This window comes from Mesorhizobium sp. WSM4832, assembly GCF_055811115.1.
This window is the reverse complement of record NZ_JBVVQH010000002.1, coordinates 224,204-247,020: the sequence shown is the minus strand read 5'-3', so window position 1 is coordinate 247,020 and position 22,817 is coordinate 224,204. Positions and strand designations below refer to the sequence as shown.

General features: G+C 62.2%; 19 protein-coding genes and 1 tRNA gene. 10 read left to right on the top strand and 10 right to left on the bottom strand.

Going from position 1 to position 22,817, the window contains the following annotated elements; translation table 11 throughout:
- Positions 1 to 350 precede the first annotated feature (350 nt).
- Positions 351 to 1,082, top strand: coding sequence for a hypothetical protein (locus AC0L2L_RS04240; RefSeq protein WP_473576393.1), 732 nt, complete (start codon positions 351 to 353; stop codon positions 1,080 to 1,082).
- 87 nt (positions 1,083 to 1,169) lie between these two features.
- On the opposite strand, the gene AC0L2L_RS04235 is transcribed toward AC0L2L_RS04240, so the two are convergent.
- The 3 genes from AC0L2L_RS04235 to cpdR all read right to left on the bottom strand — a co-directional run bounded on the left by AC0L2L_RS04235 (position 1,170) and on the right by cpdR (position 2,200).
- Positions 1,170 to 1,382: a hypothetical protein gene (locus tag AC0L2L_RS04235; RefSeq protein WP_473576392.1), complete on the bottom strand. Its 213-nt coding sequence runs from the start codon at positions 1,380 to 1,382 to the stop codon at positions 1,170 to 1,172.
- 265 nt (positions 1,383 to 1,647) lie between these two features.
- Positions 1,648 to 1,722, bottom strand: a tRNA-Val gene (locus AC0L2L_RS04230).
- 115 nt (positions 1,723 to 1,837) lie between these two features.
- A complete protein-coding gene (gene cpdR / locus AC0L2L_RS04225; RefSeq protein WP_006199474.1) occupies positions 1,838 to 2,200 on the bottom strand; it encodes a cell cycle two-component system response regulator CpdR in 363 nt (120 codons plus the stop codon).
- Between the two features lie 188 nt (positions 2,201 to 2,388).
- Between cpdR and AC0L2L_RS04220 the strand changes: the two genes are divergently transcribed.
- Together AC0L2L_RS04220 and hisN are read left to right on the top strand one after the other, a co-directional pair.
- Positions 2,389 to 3,306, top strand: a complete 918-nt coding sequence (locus AC0L2L_RS04220) for an N-formylglutamate amidohydrolase (protein ID WP_473576647.1) — start codon at positions 2,389 to 2,391, stop codon at positions 3,304 to 3,306.
- Positions 3,307 to 3,663: 357 nt separating this feature from the next.
- Positions 3,664 to 4,437 carry a histidinol-phosphatase gene (hisN, locus tag AC0L2L_RS04215; RefSeq protein WP_473576390.1) on the top strand — a complete coding sequence of 258 codons (774 nt, stop codon included), beginning with the start codon at positions 3,664 to 3,666 and terminating at the stop codon, positions 4,435 to 4,437.
- 45 nt (positions 4,438 to 4,482) lie between these two features.
- Here the strand turns inward: hisN and AC0L2L_RS04210 are convergent, their stop codons facing one another.
- Complete coding sequence (locus AC0L2L_RS04210; RefSeq protein WP_473576389.1) at positions 4,483 to 5,439, bottom strand: alpha/beta fold hydrolase; 957 nt, start codon at positions 5,437 to 5,439, stop codon at positions 4,483 to 4,485.
- Between the two features lie 520 nt (positions 5,440 to 5,959).
- On the opposite strand from AC0L2L_RS04210, the gene AC0L2L_RS04205 reads away from it, so the two are divergent.
- Both AC0L2L_RS04205 and AC0L2L_RS04200 read left to right on the top strand, forming a co-directional pair.
- Entirely contained in the window at positions 5,960 to 6,424 is a 465-nt protein-coding gene (locus tag AC0L2L_RS04205) for an Hsp20 family protein (protein WP_473576388.1), read from the top strand.
- 139 nt (positions 6,425 to 6,563) lie between these two features.
- Positions 6,564 to 7,316, top strand: a complete 753-nt coding sequence (locus tag AC0L2L_RS04200) for a sulfite exporter TauE/SafE family protein (RefSeq protein ID WP_473576387.1) — start codon at positions 6,564 to 6,566, stop codon at positions 7,314 to 7,316.
- 130 nt (positions 7,317 to 7,446) lie between these two features.
- Here AC0L2L_RS04200 and AC0L2L_RS04195 read toward each other — a convergent pair whose 3' ends face one another.
- On the bottom strand, positions 7,447 to 8,340 hold the full coding sequence (locus AC0L2L_RS04195) for an MBL fold metallo-hydrolase (protein WP_473576386.1): 894 nt from the start codon (positions 8,338 to 8,340) through the stop codon (positions 7,447 to 7,449).
- 25 nt (positions 8,341 to 8,365) lie between these two features.
- A complete protein-coding gene (locus tag AC0L2L_RS04190; RefSeq protein ID WP_473576645.1) occupies positions 8,366 to 9,415 on the bottom strand; it encodes a threonine aldolase family protein in 1,050 nt (349 codons plus the stop codon).
- Positions 9,416 to 9,906: 491 nt separating this feature from the next.
- Here AC0L2L_RS04190 and gltB point away from each other — a divergent pair, with 491 nt between their 5' ends.
- Together gltB and AC0L2L_RS04180 are read left to right on the top strand one after the other, a co-directional pair.
- Entirely contained in the window at positions 9,907 to 14,643 is a 4,737-nt protein-coding gene (gltB, locus tag AC0L2L_RS04185; protein WP_473576384.1) for a glutamate synthase large subunit, read from the top strand.
- 143 nt (positions 14,644 to 14,786) lie between these two features.
- Entirely contained in the window at positions 14,787 to 16,241 is a 1,455-nt protein-coding gene (locus AC0L2L_RS04180; protein WP_473576383.1) for a glutamate synthase subunit beta, read from the top strand.
- A 57-nt stretch (positions 16,242 to 16,298) separates the two neighbouring features.
- On the opposite strand, the gene AC0L2L_RS04175 is transcribed toward AC0L2L_RS04180, so the two are convergent.
- Both AC0L2L_RS04175 and AC0L2L_RS04170 read right to left on the bottom strand, forming a co-directional pair.
- On the bottom strand, positions 16,299 to 16,706 hold the full coding sequence (locus AC0L2L_RS04175) for an MAPEG family protein (protein ID WP_473576381.1): 408 nt from the start codon (positions 16,704 to 16,706) through the stop codon (positions 16,299 to 16,301).
- A 314-nt stretch (positions 16,707 to 17,020) separates the two neighbouring features.
- On the bottom strand, positions 17,021 to 17,974 hold the full coding sequence (locus AC0L2L_RS04170) for a LysR substrate-binding domain-containing protein (RefSeq protein WP_473576379.1): 954 nt from the start codon (positions 17,972 to 17,974) through the stop codon (positions 17,021 to 17,023).
- A gap of 182 nt (positions 17,975 to 18,156) precedes the next feature.
- On the opposite strand from AC0L2L_RS04170, the gene AC0L2L_RS04165 reads away from it, so the two are divergent.
- The 3 genes from AC0L2L_RS04165 to AC0L2L_RS04155 all read left to right on the top strand — a co-directional run bounded on the left by AC0L2L_RS04165 (position 18,157) and on the right by AC0L2L_RS04155 (position 20,311).
- Positions 18,157 to 19,569 (top strand): pyridoxal phosphate-dependent decarboxylase family protein, encoded by a 1,413-nt coding sequence (locus AC0L2L_RS04165; protein WP_473576377.1) that lies wholly within the window; start codon positions 18,157 to 18,159, stop codon positions 19,567 to 19,569.
- A gap of 116 nt (positions 19,570 to 19,685) precedes the next feature.
- Positions 19,686 to 20,057, top strand: coding sequence for a hypothetical protein (locus tag AC0L2L_RS04160; RefSeq protein WP_473576376.1), 372 nt, complete (start codon positions 19,686 to 19,688; stop codon positions 20,055 to 20,057).
- Positions 20,054 to 20,311, top strand: coding sequence for a hypothetical protein (locus AC0L2L_RS04155; RefSeq protein WP_473576375.1), 258 nt, complete (start codon positions 20,054 to 20,056; stop codon positions 20,309 to 20,311). Before AC0L2L_RS04160 ends, AC0L2L_RS04155 begins: the two co-directional genes overlap by 4 nt.
- A gap of 42 nt (positions 20,312 to 20,353) precedes the next feature.
- On the opposite strand, the gene AC0L2L_RS04150 is transcribed toward AC0L2L_RS04155, so the two are convergent.
- Positions 20,354 to 21,190, bottom strand: a complete 837-nt coding sequence (locus AC0L2L_RS04150) for a PA3715 family protein (RefSeq protein ID WP_473576373.1) — start codon at positions 21,188 to 21,190, stop codon at positions 20,354 to 20,356.
- 289 nt (positions 21,191 to 21,479) lie between these two features.
- Entirely contained in the window at positions 21,480 to 22,697 is a 1,218-nt protein-coding gene (locus AC0L2L_RS04145) for an SGNH/GDSL hydrolase family protein (protein WP_473576372.1), read from the bottom strand.
- Positions 22,698 to 22,817: the final 120 nt, after the last annotated feature.

The window sequence follows — 22,817 nt, the reverse complement described above, 5'->3', positions numbered from 1 at the left end:
GGCGAAACCGTCCCCAAGAAGACGTAACCGCTCTCTTGCAGGTCGAAAACGATGGGTGGATACCTATCGCGCGCCTCGACTGTTGGCCATATTCTCCCCATATCAACCGCCATTGGAAAAAACTGAAGACGCCACCGATCGTTGAAACGTCCCACATTCATCATTGTTGGGACAACTCTCGGCTAGGCCGTAAAGCCTTTGGCCCATTCCAAAATTTACCATCTGCGATCCCTGTGGATAGCGAGCCCGCGTCGTTTCGTGATATGCTGAGACTGGTTGAAGTGCACTTCAACATCGATGGCGCTAGCAAATTGCCAGCGCCAGAATGGCAAGAAAGGCTGCTCTGACCTATGGACATCACAGCCAACTCGGTTGCCAAAGAAGTAGCACAAGCGCTGTCCTATGCCAAGGAGACGAACGGCATACCAGTCGTAGTGACTCCGCTCCTCTACCCAGGTGGAAGCAGGGTCGTCCTTCGCATGGAGCAGACGCCGGACGGATATATCGTTTCCGATTTTGGGTCTGGCCGGCGAGAAGCCGACCTTATGGGCGGAAGCCATATCTACAACAACATCGCTAAGCGCGCGGCCGAGCGGTTTGCTGTGCGGTATGACAGCCATATGCTGTTCGACCTCGAGGTGCCGCGCGAAGCTTTAGTTGCCGCAGCTATAGCTGTTGGCAATGCCTCAAAATATGCCGTTGATAGCACTGCAGAAGCGCTTTCAGAGAAGCGGGCCGGTGACCAGCGTCGGCTGCTTTGGGACGTTCTCAAGAGTGCCTTCCCCGCAAGGACCATTCAACGGAGCGAGCAGTTTGTGGGTTATACAGACGCTTGGGAATTCGATGCTGTCGTTAGCCTTGACGGTCGACCAGCTCTTTTTGAACTGGTTACTCCCTACCCAGCTGCAGTGAACTCGGCCATAGCAAAGTTCCTGGATGTGAAGGACATCGGTGCGGACAAGACGGTTCGCATTGCCGTGCCGACTGATCCTGAGAAGACACCGCATATTCGGCTTCTTAGCCGAACTGCCAGGATCATTCCTCTTGACTCTCCGCAAGAAGCCTTCAAGTCCGCCGCTTAACTCCATCCCTTCCTTCACCTTCACCTCACGGCAACTCCGCTCAGTATGCCTCGGTCGTCCCTGGCGGCGGCGGTAGACGCAGCGGCTTCAATCGCCGCCCAAGTAGTCCGTGACCACCCCGAAATCGTGACGCCCTGTGCGCCCGCTTCGGTGCCACAAAATTCGCCAGAGGCCGGTTTCCTCAAGCCGCCCTAGTTCAATTACAAGACCTTCGCTATCGTCTTTGAAGGTCCGCTTCAAAAAACCATTCACTTCCTCTACGCCGTTTTCTCGATACGCTTGGACGTACGTATTCATCATGGTGCTGCTCCCTCCCGTGCCGCTCTGGTGCCATCGTGTGATTGGTAATTGCAAGTTGTGGTCATCGCGGTCGGCTTCGCGACACTCGTGGCAGAAGATGACCTTCACTAGGTCCCAATGCAAGCAAGGCGATCAGGCCCGAGCCGGTTCACCAGCTCGGCAACGTCAGGAACCGCTTTCCGCGTGCAGGTGAGGCAATCCACGGAAAGCCTATACAAGCCGTTCGTGCCAACCAGCGCAGGGCTTAGCTAAGTTATTGGAAGGATGGTGGGCGTGACAAGGATTGAACTTGTGACCCCTGCAATGTCAATGCAGTGCTCTCCCGCTGAGCTACACGCCCATCCGAAGCCGCGCATACACCACTTTTGATCCGGCGCGTCAATAGTGGGAATGTGGAAAGACGGCTTCCGTTTGTCGCATCGGCGCGGCGCGCGCCGATGGCTGCCGAAGGTGCCTCAGGCCGCCTGCAGCATCTTCTCGACCTCGTTGACGAGATCGCGCAGGTGGAAGGGTTTCGACAGCACCTTGGCGTCCTTGGGCGCCTTGGAATCGGGATTGAGCGCGACCGCGGCAAAGCCGGTGATGAACATCACCTTGAGGTCCGGGTCGATCTCGGTAGCGCGGCGGGCAAGCTCGATGCCGTCCATCTCCGGCATGACGATATCGGTCAGGAGCAGCGAGAAAGGCTCCTCGCGCAGCCGCTCATAGGCGCTGGCGCCATTGTCGAAATCGCTCACCTGGTAGCCGGCGCGTTCCAGCGCCTTGACGAGGAAGCGGCGCATATCGTCATCGTCTTCCGCCAGCAGAATGCGTGCCATCATGTCCCGTCCGAATCACCCGCCCCAGGCCTGCCGCCGGGCAAGGCCGTTAACCATCCTGTATATGAGGTTGCGTCGGTAAACATCAAGTGAATGAAGGGCATCCCGCATCCGCCTCGAGGTGCGGTTTCGCCGCCTGAAATGCTGGACATGCCGAACGCAAGGTGGCAGTTTTACGTCATGATGCAATGCTGTTTCCTGGTTCGTGCAAATTGAAGACGGCAGCCGAGGATTTTTCGGTCGTTCCACCCTTCGAAATCCGATCGGGCGCCGAACAGCGCGTCCCCTTCCTTTTCAACTCACCGCATAGCGGCCGCCATTATCCCGAGCGTTTCCTGGCCATGGCTCGGCTCGACCGCAACGCCATCCGCCGGTCGGAGGACTGCTATGTCGAGGAGCTTTTCGGCGGCGCCGTTGCACTCGGCGCGCCGCTGCTGTCGGCCAATTTCCCGCGCGCCTATCTCGACGTCAACCGCGAGCCCTGGGAACTCGATCCGCGCATGTTCGCCGAGCCGGTGCCGTCCTTCTGCAATATCCGCTCGGCCCGTGTCGCGGGCGGACTGGGCACCGTGCCGAAACTGGTCGGCGAAGGGCTCGACATCTATCCCGGACGCCTGCCGCTGGCCGAAGCCGTGGCGCGCATCGAAGCGGTGTACAAACCTTACCACGAGGCGCTGAAGCGGCTCCTGACCAGGACGCATGCCAGGTTCGGCTACGCCGTGCTGATAGACTGCCACTCGATGCCGGCCAGCATCCGCGTCGGTGACAACGGCGCGCGGCCCGACTTCATCATCGGCGACCGGTTCGGCATTTCGGCCTCGCCGGCGCTCACCGAAATGGCGATCAGCCTGCTTGTCGGCATGGGCTACACGGTCGCGCACAACAAGCCCTATGCCGGCGGGTTCATCACCGAGCATTATGGCAGGCCGGCGCGGCATCTGCATGCGCTGCAGGTCGAGGTCAATCGCGGGCTTTATATGGATGAGCGGACGTTCCAGAAATCGGCCGGCTTCGATGCCCTGGCCGACAACCTGACCCGCTTTTCGGCCGACCTCATGTCGATGCCCGACGATCATTTCGTCGATCTGCCGCTGGCGGCGGAATGACGGCGCGGTCGGCGCGCCGAGTTCTTTATAAACGCAATTCCGGACGGAAAACCGCTTCACACTTTTCCCGGAATTGCCCGAAAAAAAGACCGCATCGTTTTCACGACACGGTCGAAGTCTAGGGAGGAAACGCCCAAGGAGGGCATGGACAGGATAACCTGTCCGATGACAAAATTATTGTGCGGCGCACAAATGTCAATCGACACCAGGCTTTTTTAATTCAATATGATGTGGAAATTCCGCTTCGGCGGCTCAAATGTGGCATTCGGGCAACAGATAGCGGCCGCTTGACTGGTCTTCGGCGCGCCTGTTCTGCGAGAAAGAGCGGCTGGCAAAGGCCGCGATGGGGAGAGCGATTTGGATATCAGCCTCGATTTCATGCGGCGCATCGCGCATGCCGCCGCCGCGGAAACCTTGCCGCGCTTCCGCAGCCAGGGGGTGGTTACCAACAAGCTGGCGGGAAGCTTCGATCCGGTGACGGAGGCCGATCGTGAGGCCGAGCGGGTGATCCGGGCGCTGATTTCTTCCGAATATCCCGATCACGGCATTCTCGGCGAGGAACATGGCAGCCAGAACATAACCAGCCGTCATGTCTGGGTGATCGACCCGATCGACGGCACGCGCGCTTTCATCTCCGGCATCCCGGTTTGGGGAACGCTGGTCGGACTGACCGTCGATGGCGACGCGGTCGCCGGCATGATGTCGCAGCCTTTCACCGGCGAGCTGTTTTATGCCAACGCTTCCGGTTCGCATTTCGAAGGACCGGGCGGCCCGCGCAGGCTCACAACCCGAAAGACGACCGATCTCGCGCAAGCGACGCTGTTCACGACCACGCCTGCGCTGTTCAACGGCGATGCGCGCAAGCGCTACGACCAGTTCGAGACAAAGGTCCAGCTCGCCCGCTACGGCACCGACTGCTACGCCTTCGCCATGCTGGCGGCGGGCAGCGTCGACATCGTCGCCGATCCGGGCCTGAAACCCTACGATATCGTCGCGCTGATCCCGATCATCGAGAAGGCCGGCGGCGTCATCACCACTTTCGAAGGCGGGCCGGCGGAAAACGGCGGCGACATATTGGCGGCGGCGACGCCCGAGCTTCATGCGGCGGCAATGGCCGCGCTGCGCGGTTGACCGGCGCCGCGGCGACGGCCGGCAGCGGCCGGATTTAAAGCGCGATCAGGCGGCGTCGCCGGTGCCGGGGATGAAGGCATCGAAAGCCGCCAAGAGCTGTTCGCGGTAGATGTCCTTCTCCTGCAGGAGTTCGTGTTCCGCGCCGTCGATCATCAGCAGCGAGCCGACGCGCAGTTTCCTGGCGTAGGCTTCAACGGCCCTGGTCGAGACCACGCGGTCTGCGCCAGCCGCGACGATCAGCATAGGCACCTGGACCCTTGCCATGAAATCCGGATCGCTGACGGCTTCCGCGGCCGCGGCGGCGGCCTTCAGCCAGCGGATGGTCGGGCCGCCGAGCGCGAGCTGCGGCCAGGCCTCGTAGATGCCGACATTGCGCCGGTAGCGCGCGGGATCCGACGTCACCTTGTTTGCCTCGAAAGGCGGCGGCACTTTCGGCCGTGGACCCATGGCGGCATAAAGCCGGCCGAGTCCCAGCGCGCAGAGGACCGCACAGACGCGCCGCAGTGTGCCTATCGAAACCGGCAGATCGGGCACGGCGAGGAAAGGCGCCAGCAGCACCATGCGGCGCACGCGATTGACCATCGACGGCGAGGCAAGCAGCGCGATCACGGCTCCGGTCGAATGGGCGAGGATGTAATAGGGGCCGCGGCAGTCGGGCAACACGATCTCCTCGAAGAATTGCTCGAGGTCGCGCGTATAGTCGCGGAAGCTGCGGACATAGCCGCGCTGGCGGTTACCCAGCAGCCGGCTGGAACCACCCTGGCCGCGCCAGTCGAGGACGGCGACGCCGAAGCCGCGATCGGCGAGGTCGCGGATGGTCTCGAAATATTTCTCGATGCATTCGTTGCGCCCGGTCAGCAGAACCACCGTGCCCTGCAGCGGGCGAGCGACGGCGGCAAAGACGCCGTAGCGGATCTTCTTGCCGTCAGGTGTGGTGAAGAAGCCGCCCGCGGCATTCTGCGGCGCGGGATTATCCTCGGTGTGGTGGAAAAGATCCGTCATTCGGCGCGTCGCTGGTTGTTGTTGCCCGGACGGGCGAGGCGTCGGCATGGTGATAGACGGCCAGGCGGCAAAAGCAAAGGCGTCACGAACGTGGAAGGCCGGAAGTGCCTGCGGCGCACTTCCGGCCTCTGTCGATCCGGGAGGAAGGGACGTTGCACCCGGTTCGGCCTCGTCGCGGCGCCGGGTGAAGGCGCCGCTTGTCTCTTCGTCTTGACGCAATTCCGGATGGAAAGGCTGCGGTGAAGTCGCCGAGCCTGACCGCTTCATACTTTTCCTGGAATTGCTCCAACTTGGCCGAAGCTTAGCGAGGCCTGGCTGAACGGATGCCGAAGCCCGGGTTCATCTGCCGTTCATCAACATGGCGGCTTTGTGCCGGTCAAAAACCTTGAAATGGCTTTTTCCGCTTCCCAAATGAAGGTTGCGGCCGCCGATACCGGGGCCGCTGGCCTACCCGGAACGCCTTTCGAGGGTTTCGCACCGGGCCATACGCAAACCATGTTGCTCAACAGGAGAACACCTCATGCGTCACGTTGATTTTTCCCCGCTTTATCGTTCGACCGTCGGCTTCGACCGGCTGTTCACCATGCTCGACTCGCTCGGCCAGCCCGAGAGCGTGCAGACTTACCCGCCCTATAACATCGAGCGCACCGGCGAGAACGCCTACCGCATCTCGATGGCCGTTGCCGGCTTCTCGGAAGACGAGATTTCGATCGAAGCCCACCGCAACGTGCTGACCGTCAAGGGCGAGCGCAAGGAAGAGAACAACAGCGAGGGTTCCGAGCTGCTTTATCGCGGCATTGCCTCGCGTTCCTTCGAGCGCCGATTCCAGCTTGCCGATCATGTCGAGGTCCAGGGCGCTACGCTGAAGAACGGCCTGCTCTTCGTCGACCTTACGCGCAACATTCCCGAGGAGCTGAAGCCGCGAAAGATCGCGATCACCCAGTCCTCGGACAAGGCCAAGCAGATCGAAGCCAAGGCCGCGTAACCCGCGAGCTCGATCCAAGACCCAAGTCGTCTCCCTCCCGAGACGAAAGCGGCGCCGCGAGGCGCCGCTTTTTGTTGTGCCATCGGCAACGAGGCTTTCTGGCTCTTTTGAACCACGCAGCGGCGGATCATGAAGGGCGATGTCCGATTTTTCCGTGTTGCCGACGGCCACGATCGCAATCACCTTCCTGCTCGCCGGTATCGTCAAGGGCGTGACCGGCATGGGCCTGCCGACGCTGGCCATGGGATTGCTGGGCACCATCATGCCGCCGGTGACGGCGGCATCGCTGCTCATCGTGCCGTCCTTCATTACCAATGTCTGGCAGCTTTTCGCCGGCCCGAGCTTCTCTGCCATCCTGCGCCGTCTCTGGCTGATGATGGCCGGCATTCTGGCGGGCACGATTATCGGCGCCTGGCTGCTCGCCAGCGACAATGTCAAATGGACGACGGCCGGCCTCGGCGCGGCTCTCTTTCTTTACGCCGCCTACACATTGCTGGCGCGGCAGCCTTCGCTTCCTGTGAGAGCAGAGCGCTGGTTTTCGCCTGTCGTGGGTTTCCTCACCGGCCTGGTTACCGGCGGCACCGGCGTCTTCGTGGTTCCTGCCGTCCCCTATATCCAGGCGCTGGGCCTGAGCCGGGACGATCTCATCCAGGCGCTCGGTCTTTCCTTCACTGTGTCGACAATCGCGTTGGCGCTGGGCCTTGCCTCGCATGGCGCGTTCGACGCCGGACATCTGGCGATGTCCTCGCTTGCCGTGCTGCCGGCCTTGCTCGGCATGTGGCTGGGGCAGATCCTGCGCCGGAAGATCAGTCCGGCAACCTTTCGCAGATGGTTCCTGATCTTCCTGATCCTGCTCGGCTTCGAACTTTTGATGCGGCCCTTCCTGGCCTAGAGCGTTTCCCGTTTCACGGAAACGGCGAACCGCTCTATCTCTTTGTTTTAACGCAATTCCGGACGGAAGGTTACGGCGAAGACGTCGGACTTAAACGCTCACACTTTTCCTGGAATTGCTCTAGCGCATCCTATTGGTCCTTTGCCGCGACAACAGTCGCGACGTTCTGCCGGTGGACCGCTTCGTATGGCGCGAAATACTCGGTCGCGGTCGTGGCAAATATGTCGGCGCCGAAGGTCCTCAGGTCATGGTTCGCCAAGTCGGGGTCCTGCCGGCAGGCAAGCAGCTTTCGAACATAGGCCTGGGTCGCCGCGATGAAGCTTCTGTCATAGCCGCCGGCCTCGATTGCCTCCAAGGAACCGTGGTTGGGCAGGATCCGATCGAACCGCCAGCCGGCCATGCGCTCGAGGTCGACCAGATGTTCGTTCAGGCGTTCCGGCTCCGAGACATAGGTGACGGAGTCCTCCAACGTGTCGCCCGCCAGCAGCAGGCCGGCGTCGGGCATCAGCAGCACCGTGCCGTCATGACTGTGGATTTCGACCTGGCGCAGTTCGATCGGGATTGATCCGACCGTCAGGCTGAGGCTGTTCTCGAACATGCTGTTGGGCAGCACGAGCGGCCTGATCGGCGGATTGCCGCCCTCGATGTCGGCCCGGCCGCGTTCAAGCGCCGCGGCAGTGAGGCGGTTGGCGATGATCTCGCAATCCTTGAACACCTCGTTGCCGGCAATATGGTCGTCATGCCAGTGGCTGAGCACGACACGTATCGAGGTTACGCCCATCTCTTCGAGCGTTCGCCTGATGTAGCGGGCATGCGGCAGGGATATGTGCGTGTCATAGACAAGCGCCTGCGATCCATCGACGATCGCATAGGTGCAGATGCCGAGCGTATAAGCGCCGTCATCGAGCCAATTCGGTTCGTCCGACCAGATGCGAACGCCATCGATGCGGCCATCGTAGAAGCCCAGCACGTTCGGCGCCGGACGAACCAGCCGCATCGTTGAACCAAGGGAAGGCCTTGTCATCTAGCTGGTCCCAATTGCAGGAAGCTCAGCCAAGCAACTGGCCGAGGCGGTCGATCTCTTCCGTCGTGGTCGCGAAGCTGGCGACGAAGCGATAGATCGCTTCATTGTCACCGAGGTGCCCTTCGAAACCCTGCGGCACGCCCCATTCGTAGAACTTGGCACCGGCTGCCTGCAGCTTTTCCGCTGTCGCGCGGCCGAGGATGGCGAACACCTCATTGGCCTGCGGCAGCCAGGCGAGCTTGCCGGCCGGCGCATCTTCGATCGTCTCAGCCAGATGCGCGGCCATCGCATTGGCGTGCCCGGCCATCCGCAGCCACAGATCGTCGGTGAAATAGGCCTCGAACTGGGCCGAGATGAAGCGGGCCTTGGAGAAGGTCTGTCCGGCGCGCTGGCGCAGCAGGCGCAAATCCTTACCGACGTCCGGATTGAGGATAACCACCGCGTCAGCCATCCAGCAGCCGTTCTTGGTGCCGCCGAAGGAGATGAGGTCGACGCCGCTCTTCCAGGTCATTTCGGCCGGGCTGACGCCTGTCGCGGCAATGGCATTGGCGAAGCGCGCGCCGTCCATGTGCAGCGGCAGTTTATGGTGACGGCTCACCTCAGCGATCGCCTTGACGTCGTCAACGCTGTAGATCGTGCCGACCTCGGTTGCCTGGGTGACAGTGACCGCCATCGGCTGACCGGCCGGGGCCAGATCTTGCGAATAGCGCTTTATAGCCCGGTCGAGAGCTTCCGGGTTCATTCGCCCCAGCGGTCCCGGGACCGGCGCCGTGCGCGCGCCGCCGGTGTAGAAGCCCATCGCGCCGAACTCGTCGACATTCATATGCGCTTCGGAATGACAAAGCGCGATGCCGCCGATACGGTTCAATCCAGCCATCGAAAGTGCGTTGGCCGCAGTGCCGGTCGCGACGAAGAAGACCTGCACCTCTCGCTCGAAGATTTCGTTGAAGCGGCGATAGACGGAGCGGTCAAGGTCGCCGTCACCATAGGCGGTCGCAATGCCGGCGGCATGGCGCGACAGGTTGGCTGAAATGTCGGGGTGGACGCCCGCCCAGTTGTCGGATGCAAAGAACATCGAGAGGTCCATATCGTTATTGGCAAAAAGCGGCGCGACTTGACCGCTTCGACCGTCGAAGCGCAAGGGCCAATCGCTGGCAAAGCGGTGAAGCCAGCCAGCAGCCGAAAAAGGCCGGGACCAAAGCTTGCGTTTCCAGCGCTTGTCACGAAATTTTGTGTCGCAGTGCTGCCAAGATTTTTGTGAATCGGTCTTGTGTGGCTGCCGGATTTCTGCCATAAAAAATTTAGGACAGTAGTGCTGTCTTATTTTGTCGCACAAAACAGGCTGGACTGGCGTATCATCACTGCCATTCCGGCCATTGTCGCGAGCGGCGGGTAGACGGCCCGGCTCTGGCCTGTACGATACCGGATGCGAACCGGGCGTATAGCCATATGGTTCGATGGATTTCGCGAGACGTGCAGCAGGATGAAGGGGAAGCATTGTGCTTCCCAAGGCAAACCAGCGCCCTGAGACAATTCAGGTCAAGGTGAAGAACGGAGGATAGGACGATGACGGAACTGACGCCATCTGCGATGAACGGCCAGGCCGCGCAGACGAAAGCGCCAGCCGTTAAAAATACCGTCCTGACCAAAGACCTCCGAACTGCCAGCGGCATGACCGCGCAAGGCCTTTACGATCCGCGCAACGAGCATGATGCCTGCGGCGTCGGCTTCATCGCCAACATGAAGGGCGTGAAGTCGCACCAGATCGTCGAGGACGGTCTGATGATGCTGGAGAACCTCACCCATCGCGGCGCCGTCGGCGCCGATCCGCTGGTCGGCGACGGTGCCGGCTTGCTGGTGCAGATCCCGGACGGGTTCTTCCGCGAGGAGATGGCGGCGCAGGGCGTCGAGCTGCCGCCGGCCGGCCAGTACGGCGTCGGCCATTGGTTCATGCCGCAGGACGCGGCGCTTCGCGCCCACATCGAGGAGATCATCGCCGAATCGGCGCAGTCGGAAGGACTGCCGCTCATCGGCTTCCGCGACGTGCCGGTCGACAATTCGTCGCTGTCGAAGGCGCCCGAGATCGTGGCGTCCGAGCCGTTCCACCGGCAGGTGTTCATCGGCCGCACGGCCGACATTCCCGACGACGAGGAATATGAGGCCAGGCTCTATCTGCTGCGCAAGGTGATCTCGGGCCGCATCTATGCCGAGAACGACAACAAGGACATCGGTTCCTACTGTGTGTCGCTGTCGGCGCGCACCATCGTCTATAAGGGCATGTTCCTGGCCTACCAGGTCGGCGCCTATTACAAGGACCTCAAGGATCCGCGCTTCGAAACGGCGCTGATCCTGGTCCACCAGCGCTTCTCGACCAACACCTTCCCATCGTGGAAGCTGGCGCACCCCTACCGCATGGTCGCGCATAATGGCGAGATCAACACGGTGCGCGGCAACAACAACTGGATGGCGGCGCGCCAGGCCTCGGTCGATTCCGAGCTGTTCGGCAACAACATCTCGAAGCTGTGGCCGATCTCCTATGAAGGACAGTCGGACACGGCGTGCTTCGACAATGCGCTCGAGTTCCTGTTCCAGGGCGGTTATTCGCTCAGCCATGCCATGATGATGCTGATCCCGGAAGCCTGGGCCGGCAACAAGCTCATGGACGCCGACCGCAAGGCTTTCTACGAATACCATGCCGCCCTGATGGAGCCGTGGGACGGTCCGGCAGCCGTAGTGTTCACCGACGGCCGCCAGATCGGCGCCACGCTCGACCGCAACGGCCTGCGCCCGGCGCGCTACATCGTCACCGATGACGACCGCGTCATCATGGCGTCGGAGGCCGGCGTGCTACCGGTGCCGGAGGAGAAGATCGTGCAGAAGTGGCGGCTGCAGCCCGGCCGCATGCTGCTTATCGATCTCGCGAAGGGCCGCATCGTCTCCGACGAGGAGCTCAAGTCGGAGATCGCGACCAGACACCCTTACAAGACCTGGCTGGCCAACACGCAGCTCATCCTCGAGGATTTGAAGCCGGTCGAGCCGCGCGCGCTGCGCAAGGATGTCAGCCTGCTCGATCGCCAGCAGTCCTTCGGCTACACGCAGGAGGACACCAAGCTCCTGATGGCGCCGATGGCGACCACCGGGCAGGAAGCTGTCGGCTCGATGGGCACCGACACGCCGATCTCGGCGATGTCGGACAGGTCGAAGCTGCTCTACACCTATTTCAAGCAGAACTTCGCCCAGGTCACCAATCCGCCGATTGATCCGATCCGCGAGGAGCTGGTGATGAGCCTGGTGTCCTTCATCGGACCGCGGCCGAACATCTTCGATCTCGTCGGCACATCGCGCCGCAAGCGGCTCGAAGTGCGCCAGCCGATCCTCACCAATGGCGATCTCGAGAAGATCCGCTCGATCGGCCACACCGAGGATCGCTTCGACACCAAGACGATCGACATCACCTACGGCTCGAACGAAGGCGCTGCCGGCATGCAGGGCGCCATCGACCGGCTCTGCGAGCGGGCGGAAGCGGCGGTCGCCGGCGGCTACAACATCATCATCCTGTCCGACCGCCAGGTCGGTCCGGACCGCATCGCCATTCCTTCGCTGCTGGCGACAGCGGCGGTGCACCACCACCTGATCCGCAAGGGCCTGCGCACGTCGGTCGGGCTGGTCGTCGAATCCGGCGAGCCGCGCGAGGTGCATCATTTCTGTTGCCTGGCCGGCTACGGCGCGGAAGCGATCAACCCCTATCTCGCTTTCGACACGCTGCTCGACATGCACAAGCGCGGCGAGCTGCCGGAAGAGGTCGACGAGCACGAGGTCGTCTCGCGCTACATCAAGTCGATCGGCAAGGGCATCCTCAAGGTGATGTCCAAGATGGGCATCTCGACCTACCAGTCCTATTGCGGCGCGCAGATATTCGACGCCATCGGGCTGAAGTCGGATTTCGTCGAGAGGTATTTCACCGGCACGGCGACGCTGATCGAAGGCGTCGGCCTGGACGAGATCGCCACCGAGACGCTCAGCCGCCACAGCGATGCCTTCGGCAGCGATCCGGTGCTGCGCAACAGCCTCGAAGTCGGCGGCGAATACATGTACCGCATGCGCGGCGAGGCGCATATGTGGTCGCCCGACGCTGTCGCCACCTTGCAGCACGCCGTGCGGCAGGGCTCATGGGATACGTTCAAGGACTATTCGGCGCAAATCGACAGCGCGACCGCACGCGCCCAGACCATCCGCGGCCTGTTCAAGATCAGGCTGGCGGAACAGACCGGGCGCAAGAAGGTGGCGATCGAGGACGTCATGCCGGCGGCCGAGATCGTCAAGCGTTTCTCGACCGGGGCAATGTCGTTCGGCTCGATCTCGCGGGAAGCGCACACGACGCTGGCGCGCGCCATGAACACCATCGGCGGCAAGTCGAACACCGGCGAGGGCGGCGAAGAGGCCGACCGTTATCTGCCGCTGCCCGGCGGCGGCAAGAACCCGGAACGTTCGGCGATCAAGCAGGTCGCCTCGGGGCGGTTCGGTGTTACGGCGGAGTATCTGGTCAATTCCGATGTCATGCAGATCAAGGTAGCCCAAGGCGCCAAGCCCGGCGAGGGCGGTCAGCTGCCTGGCCACAAGGTCGACGCCACCATCGCCAAGGTCAGGCATTCGACGCCCGGCGTCGGCCTGATCTCGCCGCCGCCGCATCACGACATCTATTCGATCGAGGATCTGGCGCAGCTGATCTACGATCTGAAGAACGTCAATCCGGCGGCCGATGTCTCGGTCAAGCTGGTGTCGGAGGTCGGCGTCGGCACGGTCGCGGCGGGCGTCGCCAAGGCGCGCGCCGACCACATCACCATCTCCGGCTATGATGGCGGCACCGGCGCGTCGCCGCTGACCTCGCTCAAGCATGCCGGCAGCCCCTGGGAAATGGGCCTGGCCGAAACGCACCAGACGCTGGTGCTCAACGGCCTGCGCAGCAGAGTGGCGCTGCAGGTCGACGGGGGATTGCGCACCGGGCGCGACGTCATCATCGGCGCGTTGCTCGGCGCCGACGAGTTCGGCTTCTCGACCGCGCCGCTGATCGCGGCCGGCTGCATCATGATGCGCAAGTGCCACCTCAACACCTGCCCGGTGGGCGTGGCGACGCAGGATCCGGTGCTGCGCAAGCGCTTCAAGGGCGCGCCCGAGCATGTCATCAACTTCTTCTTCTACGTGGCGGAAGAGGTGCGGGCGCTGCTTGCCGAAATGGGCTTCACGCATCTCGACCAGATCATCGGCGACACCGATCTCCTGGAAAAGCGCGACGTCATCCAGCATTGGAAGGCGCGCGGGCTCGACTTCTCGAAGATGTTCTTCAAGCCGGACGCGCCGCATGAGGCGCTGCACTGGACCGAGCGGCAGAAGCATCCGATCGACGACGTGCTCGACCGCAAGCTGATCGAATTGGCGAAGCCGGCGCTGGATGCCAAGCAGCCGGTCAAGATCGAGGTGGACATCCGCAATGTCGACCGGTCGACGGGCGCCATGCTGTCGGGCGAAGTGGCCAAGCGTTTCAGGCACAAAGGCCTGCGCGAAGACACGATCCAGGTGAAGCTGACCGGCACCGCCGGCCAATCCTTCGGCGCCTTCCTGGCCCGCGGCGTCTCCTTCGAGCTCGTCGGCGCCGGCAATGATTATGTCGGCAAGGGCCTGTCGGGCGGCCGCATAGTCATCCGCCCGCCGGACGAGGCCAAGATCGTGGCGGCTGACTCGATCATCGTCGGCAACACGGTGCTTTATGGCGCCACCGAGGGTGAGGCTTACTTTGCCGGTGTCGCCGGCGAGCGTTTCGCCGTGCGCAATTCGGGCGTGGCGGCCGTCGTCGAAGGCGTCGGCGACCATGGCTGCGAATACATGACCGGCGGCATCGTCGTGGTTCTGGGCAAGACCGGGCGCAACTTCGCGGCCGGCATGTCGGGCGGCGTCGCCTATGTGCTGGACGAGAAGGGCGATTTCGCCGAGCGCTGCAACATGGCGATGGTCGAGCTGGAGCCGGTTCCGGAAGAGGACGACCTGATGGAGAGGCTGCTCCATCACGGCGGCGACCTCGACCACAAGGGCCGCGTCGACGTGTCGGGCGACATGACCAGCCATGACGAGGAACGTCTCTATCAGCTGATCTCGAACCACGTGCATTTCACCGGTTCGGTGCGCGGCCGCGAAATCCTCGACGACTGGCAGAACTTCCGGCCGAAATTCCGCAAGATCATGCCGGTCGAATACCGCCGCGCGCTGATCGAGATGGAACGCATGCGCATGAGCGTGGCGGCGGAATAGGCTTCGGGCATGGCCGGGAAGATGACTTTCCGGCCGCCATCCTCACCAACAATCCTGACCCCGGACTGCGGTTGCCATGACAGCCTTATGGGGTTAACGGGTGCGCCGACAAAAGCGTGCCTTCGGACAGCAGGAACTGGACTATGGGCAAGGTAACAGGCTTTCTCGAGATCGACCGGCAGGTGCACAAGTACCAGCCTGCCTCGGACCGCATCCGGCATTTCCGAGAATTCACGCTGCCGATGTCGGACAAGGAGGTCGAGAAACAGGCCGCGCGCTGCATGGATTGCGGCATTCCGTTCTGCCACGGGCCGACCGGCTGTCCGATCCACAACCAGATCCCGGATTGGAACGATCTCGTCTACAATGGCGATTGGGACAACGCGATCCGCAACCTGCATTCGACCAACAATTTCCCGGAGTTCACCGGCCGCATCTGCCCCGCGCCTTGCGAGGAAGCCTGCACGCTGAACCTCGAGGACATTCCGGTCGCCATCAAGACGGTCGAGCAGGCGATCGCCGACAAGGCCTACGAGACCGGCCATATCCGGCCCTATCCGCCGGAAAAGAAGACCGGCAAGCGGGTTGCCGTCATCGGTTCCGGCCCGTCCGGCATGGCGGCGGCGCAGCAGCTCGGCCGCGCCGGCCACGACGTGCATGTCTATGAGCGCGAGAGCCGCCCCGGCGGGTTGATGCGCTACGGCATTCCGGACTTCAAGATCGAGAAGCACTACATCGACCGGCGCATCGAGCAGATGCAGGGCGAGGGCGTCACCTTCCATTGCGGCGTCAATGTCGGTGTCGACAAGCCGGTCGCCGAACTTCTCGAAGAATATGACGCCGTGCTCTATTGCGGCGGCTCCGAAACGCCGCGTCCGGCCGGCATTCCGGGCAGCGATCTCAGCGGCGTTTATGACGCCATGCCCTATCTGGTGCAGCAGAACCGCCGTGTCGGCGGCGAGCCGATCCAGTCGGTGGCGTGGCCTTCGCACCCGATCATCGCCGGCGGCCAGCATGTCGTCGTGGTCGGCGGCGGCGACACCGCGTCCGACTGCATCGGCACCGCTTTCCGCCAGGGCGCGGTACGCGTGACCCAGCTCGACATCCGCCCGCAGCCGCCGGAAAAGGAAGACAAGCTGTCGGTATGGCCGTATTGGGCGACGAAGATGCGCACGTCCTCCTCGCAGGCCGAGGGCGCCGAGCGCGAATTCCAGGTGGCGACGCTCGAATTCATCGGCGAGGACGGTCAGCTGACCGGCGTCCGCTGCTGCGAGGTGGACGACAAGCGCAAGCCGATCGCCGGCAGCGAATTCGTGATCCGCGCCGACCTCGCCTTCATCGCCATCGGCTTTGCCGGACCGGCGAGCGACAGCCTGATGAAGGAGCTCGACGGCGAGATCAAGGTCGTCACCGACAGCCGCCGCTCGAATAATGTCGAGGCCAACGACCGCGACTACAAAACCAGCGTCGACAAGCTCTATGCGGCAGGCGACGTGCGCCGCGGCCAGTCGCTGGTGGTGTGGGCGATCCGCGAGGGCCGCCAGGCGGCGCGCTCGATCGACGAGGCGCTGATGGGATCGACGGTACTGCCGCGCTGAGGTCGGACGCGTTCTATGAACGTCAAGTGCTTCCGCTCGGGCGAAAAAATGCTCGGGCTAGCTCACCAGTAGCGCTGCCGCCCAGTAGGCGCCGACGGCCATCTGGACCGCAAACGCCGAAAATCGGACCTTGACCGCCGTTGGGCTTGTCGACGTCAAATGAATGATCGACTGCGTGACACGAGCCGCGAGGAACCAGTACGCAACAGGATCGGTGATCGAAACGCGAGAGGTCATGATCGCCAGCGCCATGAGACCTCCGAATATGGGCAGGCCCTCGATGCAATTCGCATGAGCCCGCGCCAGTCGCTGCATAAAGGGCGACAGGCCGGCGTTGTCGGGGCTGAAACCATTTGCTGGCACCCGGCCCGTCACAACGAGATAGGTCCGCACGACCTCCATCCAGATGAGCAAGCAAAGCGCCCAAGCTATGAACCCGGTCAACGCGTAGCCCGTCGCTGACATTTCGCCCCCAATCCTGACCGCAGCCGTGGGATATTGCCGTCAGTGGATAATGCCATTGTTCCATCTGGCGCGGTTGTTCGGTGCCAGATTAGCCTAGACTCATTGCACTTGAAATTGTTGATGATTCTCAGGCATTCGCCATCCGGATTGCAACTGTCGACACACAACCCGTCGATTCCGGGCGACCGTCGCACATAAGTTTGCACCACGCCTCGGACGGCCCTCAGAAGACAACCAGCGGTGTCAGAGCACCTGAAATTTCTCGGAGCGAATGGCTGCGATGGCAGGTTCTGGGCCAGTCTGACCGAAGCTCATCAGCGCTGCCAAGCGGGACTCACCTTACCAGACATCGCCCGGTCCCCGAACGTCGTAGCTTCGAAGTATACCCGGATATGGTCGGCGGCGGCTGAAACCACTTGGTTGCGCCTGCCAGGGGCGTATCTCAAGTCCAGTTCACAAAAACCGATTGGCGGAAGCCCGTGGTCGGCTCCGAATGACGCAAAATCGGTTGGCAGAGTCACACGAGGTAATGGCGCGACCGCCAGGCCGGCCTGGACAGGTGCAAGCTGACCGGCGAAGTTTTCACTGGTGCACGAGACGCGGTAAGAAATGCCGGCGGCATCCAGCGCATCGACGGCTGCTTTCCGCCATGGGCAGCTAAGTGGGGGGACGGAAATAGGCAGCGGGCGCTGACGGTGAGCGTTTCCGTTTGGAAGCCCGGCCCAAATGAGTTGATCACGAAAGACCCGCGCTTCAGGCGAACTTACCCTATTCAGGGTGCCTGACGTGATGAGAGCAATGTCAAGTTCGCCGTCGTCCAATAAATGGAATAGTGCAGTGCTCACGCGGGAAGTCACGTCAATTTCGATGGATGGATACCTCGCTGCAAAGCTAGCGAGAATAGAGGGAAGAAACACTGAAGCGTAAAGATCCGGAATGCCCAGCCGCACTAAGCTTTCGGGGGAGATGCAATTGAAGCGTGTTACCGCCTCCTCGGCGATGTCGAGAATGCGCCGAGCATATGTGAGCAGAGCTTCGCCTTCGGGCGTCAATGTTACCGAACGGCCATAAGGCGCAAATATTGGACGTCCGACCTGCCTTTCCAGCCTTTTCATCTGCATACTGACGGCGGATGCCGTCCGGTGGACTATCCGCGAACCGCCAACAAAGCTGCCTGCATCCACTACGGCAAGCAGTGTTCGTAGAAGAGAGCTGTCCAGTCCCAGCAGGATGCCGGTATCCAGCAGTGAGCTTGCGTGCCTGGTCATAAGCGGCAAGTGCCCCATTCGCCAACCTTGCTGATGTCCAACCTAAAGCCTTTTCGTTCGTGCAATCAATAAATATCCGGCAAGCTGGCTGCACGAGGGAATGGTCCGTTTCCTCCCGACGCAACAGTCTCCGAGAAGTGGCGTGAACGTTGCGGCAACCGCGCGCAACAAGACAAGGATACATGATGGGCACGGCTCTAGACCTCGCTTACCAGGCAGCACGTGAATGGATCGACGGCTTGGGATGCCGATCCGTGGCGGCGACGGCTACGCTGCAGGAGCTTAGGCGATCCTTTTCGGGTCCCCTGCCATACCAGAGCAGCAGCCCGGAAGAAGTCATTAAGTCGCTGACTGCGGGAGCCAACGCCGGGATGCATGGCAGCGCGGGCGGACGTTTTTTTGCTTGGGTGATCGGCGGCGCACTGGAATCCGCCCTCGCAGCCGACTGGCTTGTCGCCACTTGGGATCAGAACGCAGCACTCTATTCCGCCGGCCCTGCGCCTGCTGTGATCGAAGACACAGCAGGCGAATGGATCAAGGATCTGCTCGGCCTGCCGCGCGAGGCGTCCTTTGCCTTCACGAGCGGCTGTCAGATGGCGCATGCGACGGCGCTGGCGGCGGCCAGGTTCGCGCTACTGAAGCGCATCGGCTGGAATGTCGAAGAAAGCGGGCTATTCGGAGCGCCGCCCATCAAGGTCCTCACGAGCGACCAAGGGCACGTCACCGTAGAGCGTGCAGCGCGCCTTCTCGGCATCGGCCGAAAAGCTATCGAACTGCTCGCAACTAACGAATTCGGCCGGGTTTTTCCCGATGCACTTGCGAAGGCACTCTCCGCCAACGACGGTCCTGCGCTGCTCGTGCTGAATGCCGCTGATCTTAACATCGGCGCGTGCGATTCATTCGAGGAACTGATTCCGGTGGCGCAGTCTGCAGGAGCGTGGGTTCACGTCGATGGCGCCTTCGGTCTGTTCGCGCGGGCGAGCCGCAGACATCGCCACGTGCTCGACGGAGTGGAGCTAGCTGATAGCTGGGCCACCGACGGGCACAAATGGCTGAACGTCCCGTTCGACTGTGGTATTGTGATCGTCAGGGACTCCGTGTCACATCGCGCGGCGATGGCTTCAAGCGCGTCCTACGTCGCACCCGCCACCGACGTGCGCGATCAAGTCGACTGGAATCCAGAATATTCTCGCCGCGCGAGGGGCATCCCTGTGTACGCCGCGCTCAAGGAACTTGGCCGAAGCGGCGTTGAGGCACTGGTTGACCGCTGCTGCGCTCACTGCGCCGACATAGTCGAAGGGATCGGCGAACTGCCCGGAGCCGAGATTCTGGCCCGGCCGATGCTCAATCAGGGCCTGCTTCGGTTCAGCCGTCCGGGCGCATCATCCGAACAGAACGATGCCTTCACCGATGCAACGATTCAAAGGATCAATTCCACAGGGGAGGCTTTCTTTTCCGGAACAACTTGGCGCGGGCGGCGCGCTATGCGGGTCAGCGTGGTCAACTGGCGCACTACCGAACAGGATGTGAAGCGAGCCATTGCGGCCGCAGCCGCGGTATTAACGCGGGAATTTGCCGAAAGCGTCGCGAATTGACGAAGTTGAATCGACACGAAAATGGACCGGAACGGATCGGATCGCGGCCTCGATGTGTCCGATGCAATGTCGACAAGTGAGGCTTAGCGTTACCCGATCCTGATCAGGAGGCATCCATGAGAAGGTCGTTTGTCTTGGCTACGATGCTGGTGTTGGCTTTGTCGGCGGGGCCTGTCCTGTGCGATAACGCGAATGTCCGAGAGAAGTTGATTTCCGAAGAGGCTGTGAGAATTGCCAGCGCCCAATTATATTCAGATATTCTGATCCGTGCCTGCCTTAACGGCATGCGATATCCTCGGAGTCAAATAGAAGGCGGCTTCAAGCGCCATCTCGGCGAGATGAAACTGCAATTCGCCAATCAGGGCTACGTCATCGTGCCCGTATCGCCCACGTCATCGGAGAATCCTTCCGGCATAGCCGTTGCTGCCAAGCTCGCGCCTGGCACGCAAAAATTCGGATGTTTTCGCTATTACTGGCTCGACGATTGAGTATTCAAATCGATGGCGATGCCGCCATTGTCGAAGCGTTGTCGTTCAAGGGCAAGGCGTATTCACCTTCATTCGGGCGACCGGGGTCCGGCCAAGCACGCTGTGAGCAGTCCGCCATCGTGGGAGAAGAGCCGACCTTTAGTCATTTTTCGCCAATTTTGCAACTTATGCGCGGAATGCTTGCAACGCCGCGCACGGTAACCCTTATCGTTTTACGCTCGCGCGCTCCCAGGCCCGTCATCCCGGGCAAATGACGCTGGCGTGCACACGATGTCTGAGTGACCTGAGAGGCCGTCTCACGGCGGCTCCAGGGCCTTGAGCGACGCCGGATACGCATAGCGGCTGCCGTCATAGCGCAGCCGATAGGTCCGCTTCAGCGGCTTGCCAGGATGGGACTGGCACTCGCCATCGTCGTCGGGCAACGGATTGTCGGTATCCATCCGCTCGGCCACCGTGATGTCGTGGTAGCCGTGATGTTTGGCCGGGCTCACCGCCAGGCTGACCCGACTGGTATGGAAGGATCCGGCGCAACTGGCATCGCCCTCGCCGCCATGGCCGGCCACGACCAGGCCATCGAGCACCATCCGCAGGGAATCGCCGTCGACGGCATAGAGCCGCAGGTCGGTTTCACTGAAGGGGTTAGGCAGCGAATTGTTCGCCATTTCGATGCGCAGGCCGAAGGCGCTGACATCGGGCGCCAGCGCATAGCGGCCGGTATCGAGTTCGACCTTGCGGATGGCGATGGCATCATCGTTCATCAGCCCAGGCTGGAGCAAGCGCCGGCGCACCTGCAGGCTCTTCCTGTCGACGATCAAAAGCTCGATATCGCCGGCATGCGCGTAATCGGTGGGTTGGGAACTGTCCATCAGCGGCACCGCGACCAACAGCAGGTCGTCATGGGCGGGCCAGACCTTGCAGACCAGGCCCGGCGGATCGCGATATGCGGACGTCAGGGCGATGCTCGTGTGGGGTTCGAGCGTGAACGAGGCGCCGTCGGCGGCCTTTGCGGCCTGGGGATAGGCCTGCTGCACCAGGGCGGCGGCATCGCCGCAATCGCCGGCTGCTGCCCGCGCGGGCGACAGGCTGCCGGCAGCGGCAAGGCCGAGGAAGAGGGTTTGCAACAGTATTCGCATGGGGTTCTCACGCGCAGGGGCCGGGTCGGGGCAGGACTGTCTACGCGAGATTGGCGGCGGCGCACAGCGGTATCGGCGATGCCGTCCATCGGCCGGTTCTAAAGCGCGTCGCGCTGAAGCGGATTCATGCGACGCGCTTTAAAGTCTTTGTTTTGATGCATGTCGTTGTCCCAGAACCGCTGCGCACTTTCGGGAGACATGCTTTAGACCCCAGCCTTTCGCCATCGCGCGAGGCGTTCCTTGGTTTACGCAATTGCGGATGGGTTCGCCGACACTCTTTCGAATTGCTCTAAGGAGTGATCGCCGTCGTCGTGTCCGGCCCGGCGGCGGCCGCGGTGGCCGGTTTCGGCGGCCAGGAAAAATCGTCGGCGCGGCCGGGCGAGGCGGCGGGCGCCTTGCCCTCCTTGATCAGCTTTTCACCAGGCAGGTTCGGATCAGCCTTGGCCGGCGGCGCGGCGCCGAGCAATTCCGAGCCGCCATCGAGCGCCGGGTCGCCAAGCAGCATCGGCGCGGTGCGGTCGACGATGACGGGCGCCGCTGCCGGCGCCGGCGCCTCGACCGGAGCGCCGGTCGGCGCCGACACGGTCGTGATGCTTCCCGGCGGCGCAAGGCCGAGGATCTTGGCCAGCGGCTTTTCCGTATAGAAGGCGAGCTTGCGCTTGCCGGCCTTGGTGACGTTGATGCCGTCGTCGGAACGCAAGCGAACCGGCTGGCCGTTGATGTCCGGGCCGGAGGTGACGAAAGCGCCGTTCTCGTCGACGAAGCCGTCCCAGACATCGACGAATTCGCCGCCATGCTTTTCGGCGGCCGAGTGATAGATGTCGTTGAAGGCAAGCATGTCCGAGTTCATCTTCGTTACCCGGAAAGCCGGCATGCCGACCCACAGGAACGGCACCTTGGCGTCCTGTATCGCCTTGCCGAACGCATCGGTGCGGCGCTCATATTCCTTGGTCCAGCTCTCCGAGCGCGGCTGCTCGCGCACGTCGCCGACCTTCATCTGCTGGCGGTCGTTGGAGCCCAGCATGACGATCACGGCCGCCGGCTTCTCGGTCTCGATCAGCGATTTTATCTCGGCCGGCCAGTTATAGAAATCGTCGCGGACGAAGCCGGACGAACCGTTGGCGCGGGCCACGATCCTGACGGCGGGGTTGTCGGCAAAAGCGGTATCCAGGCCTTCGGCCAGCCCACCCGCCAGGAAATCGCCGACCACCAGCACGACACGGGCGTCGTTTGTCTTCTCGACGATCGGTGTTTCCGGCTCGGCCGGCGGGCGCGGCTTGGATTTCTTCTTCGGTTTCGGCCTTGCTTTCTGAATTTCGATGGGTGGCTCGACGCGTTCGCTCCGGCGCGGGAAAAGGAGGTCACGCAGCGACCAGCCGTGGCTCTCCTCCTGCGCGAACGCAGGGGCGTGGAAGGCGCCGGCGGCGGTGACAACAAGCACGGCAAGGGCGAGAATCAGGATCGGCGCCCGGCGAATGCTTTGCCTGATACGCGCAACCGTAACCAATCACCTCTCCATCCCCGGCGCATGACCAGGCAGACATGGGAAAGTCATGCGCAAGCCGAAGCGCTACAGCATCCTTGCCGTATTTGAAAGGATGCTTGGCGCCTTAGAGCGGTTCAGCGT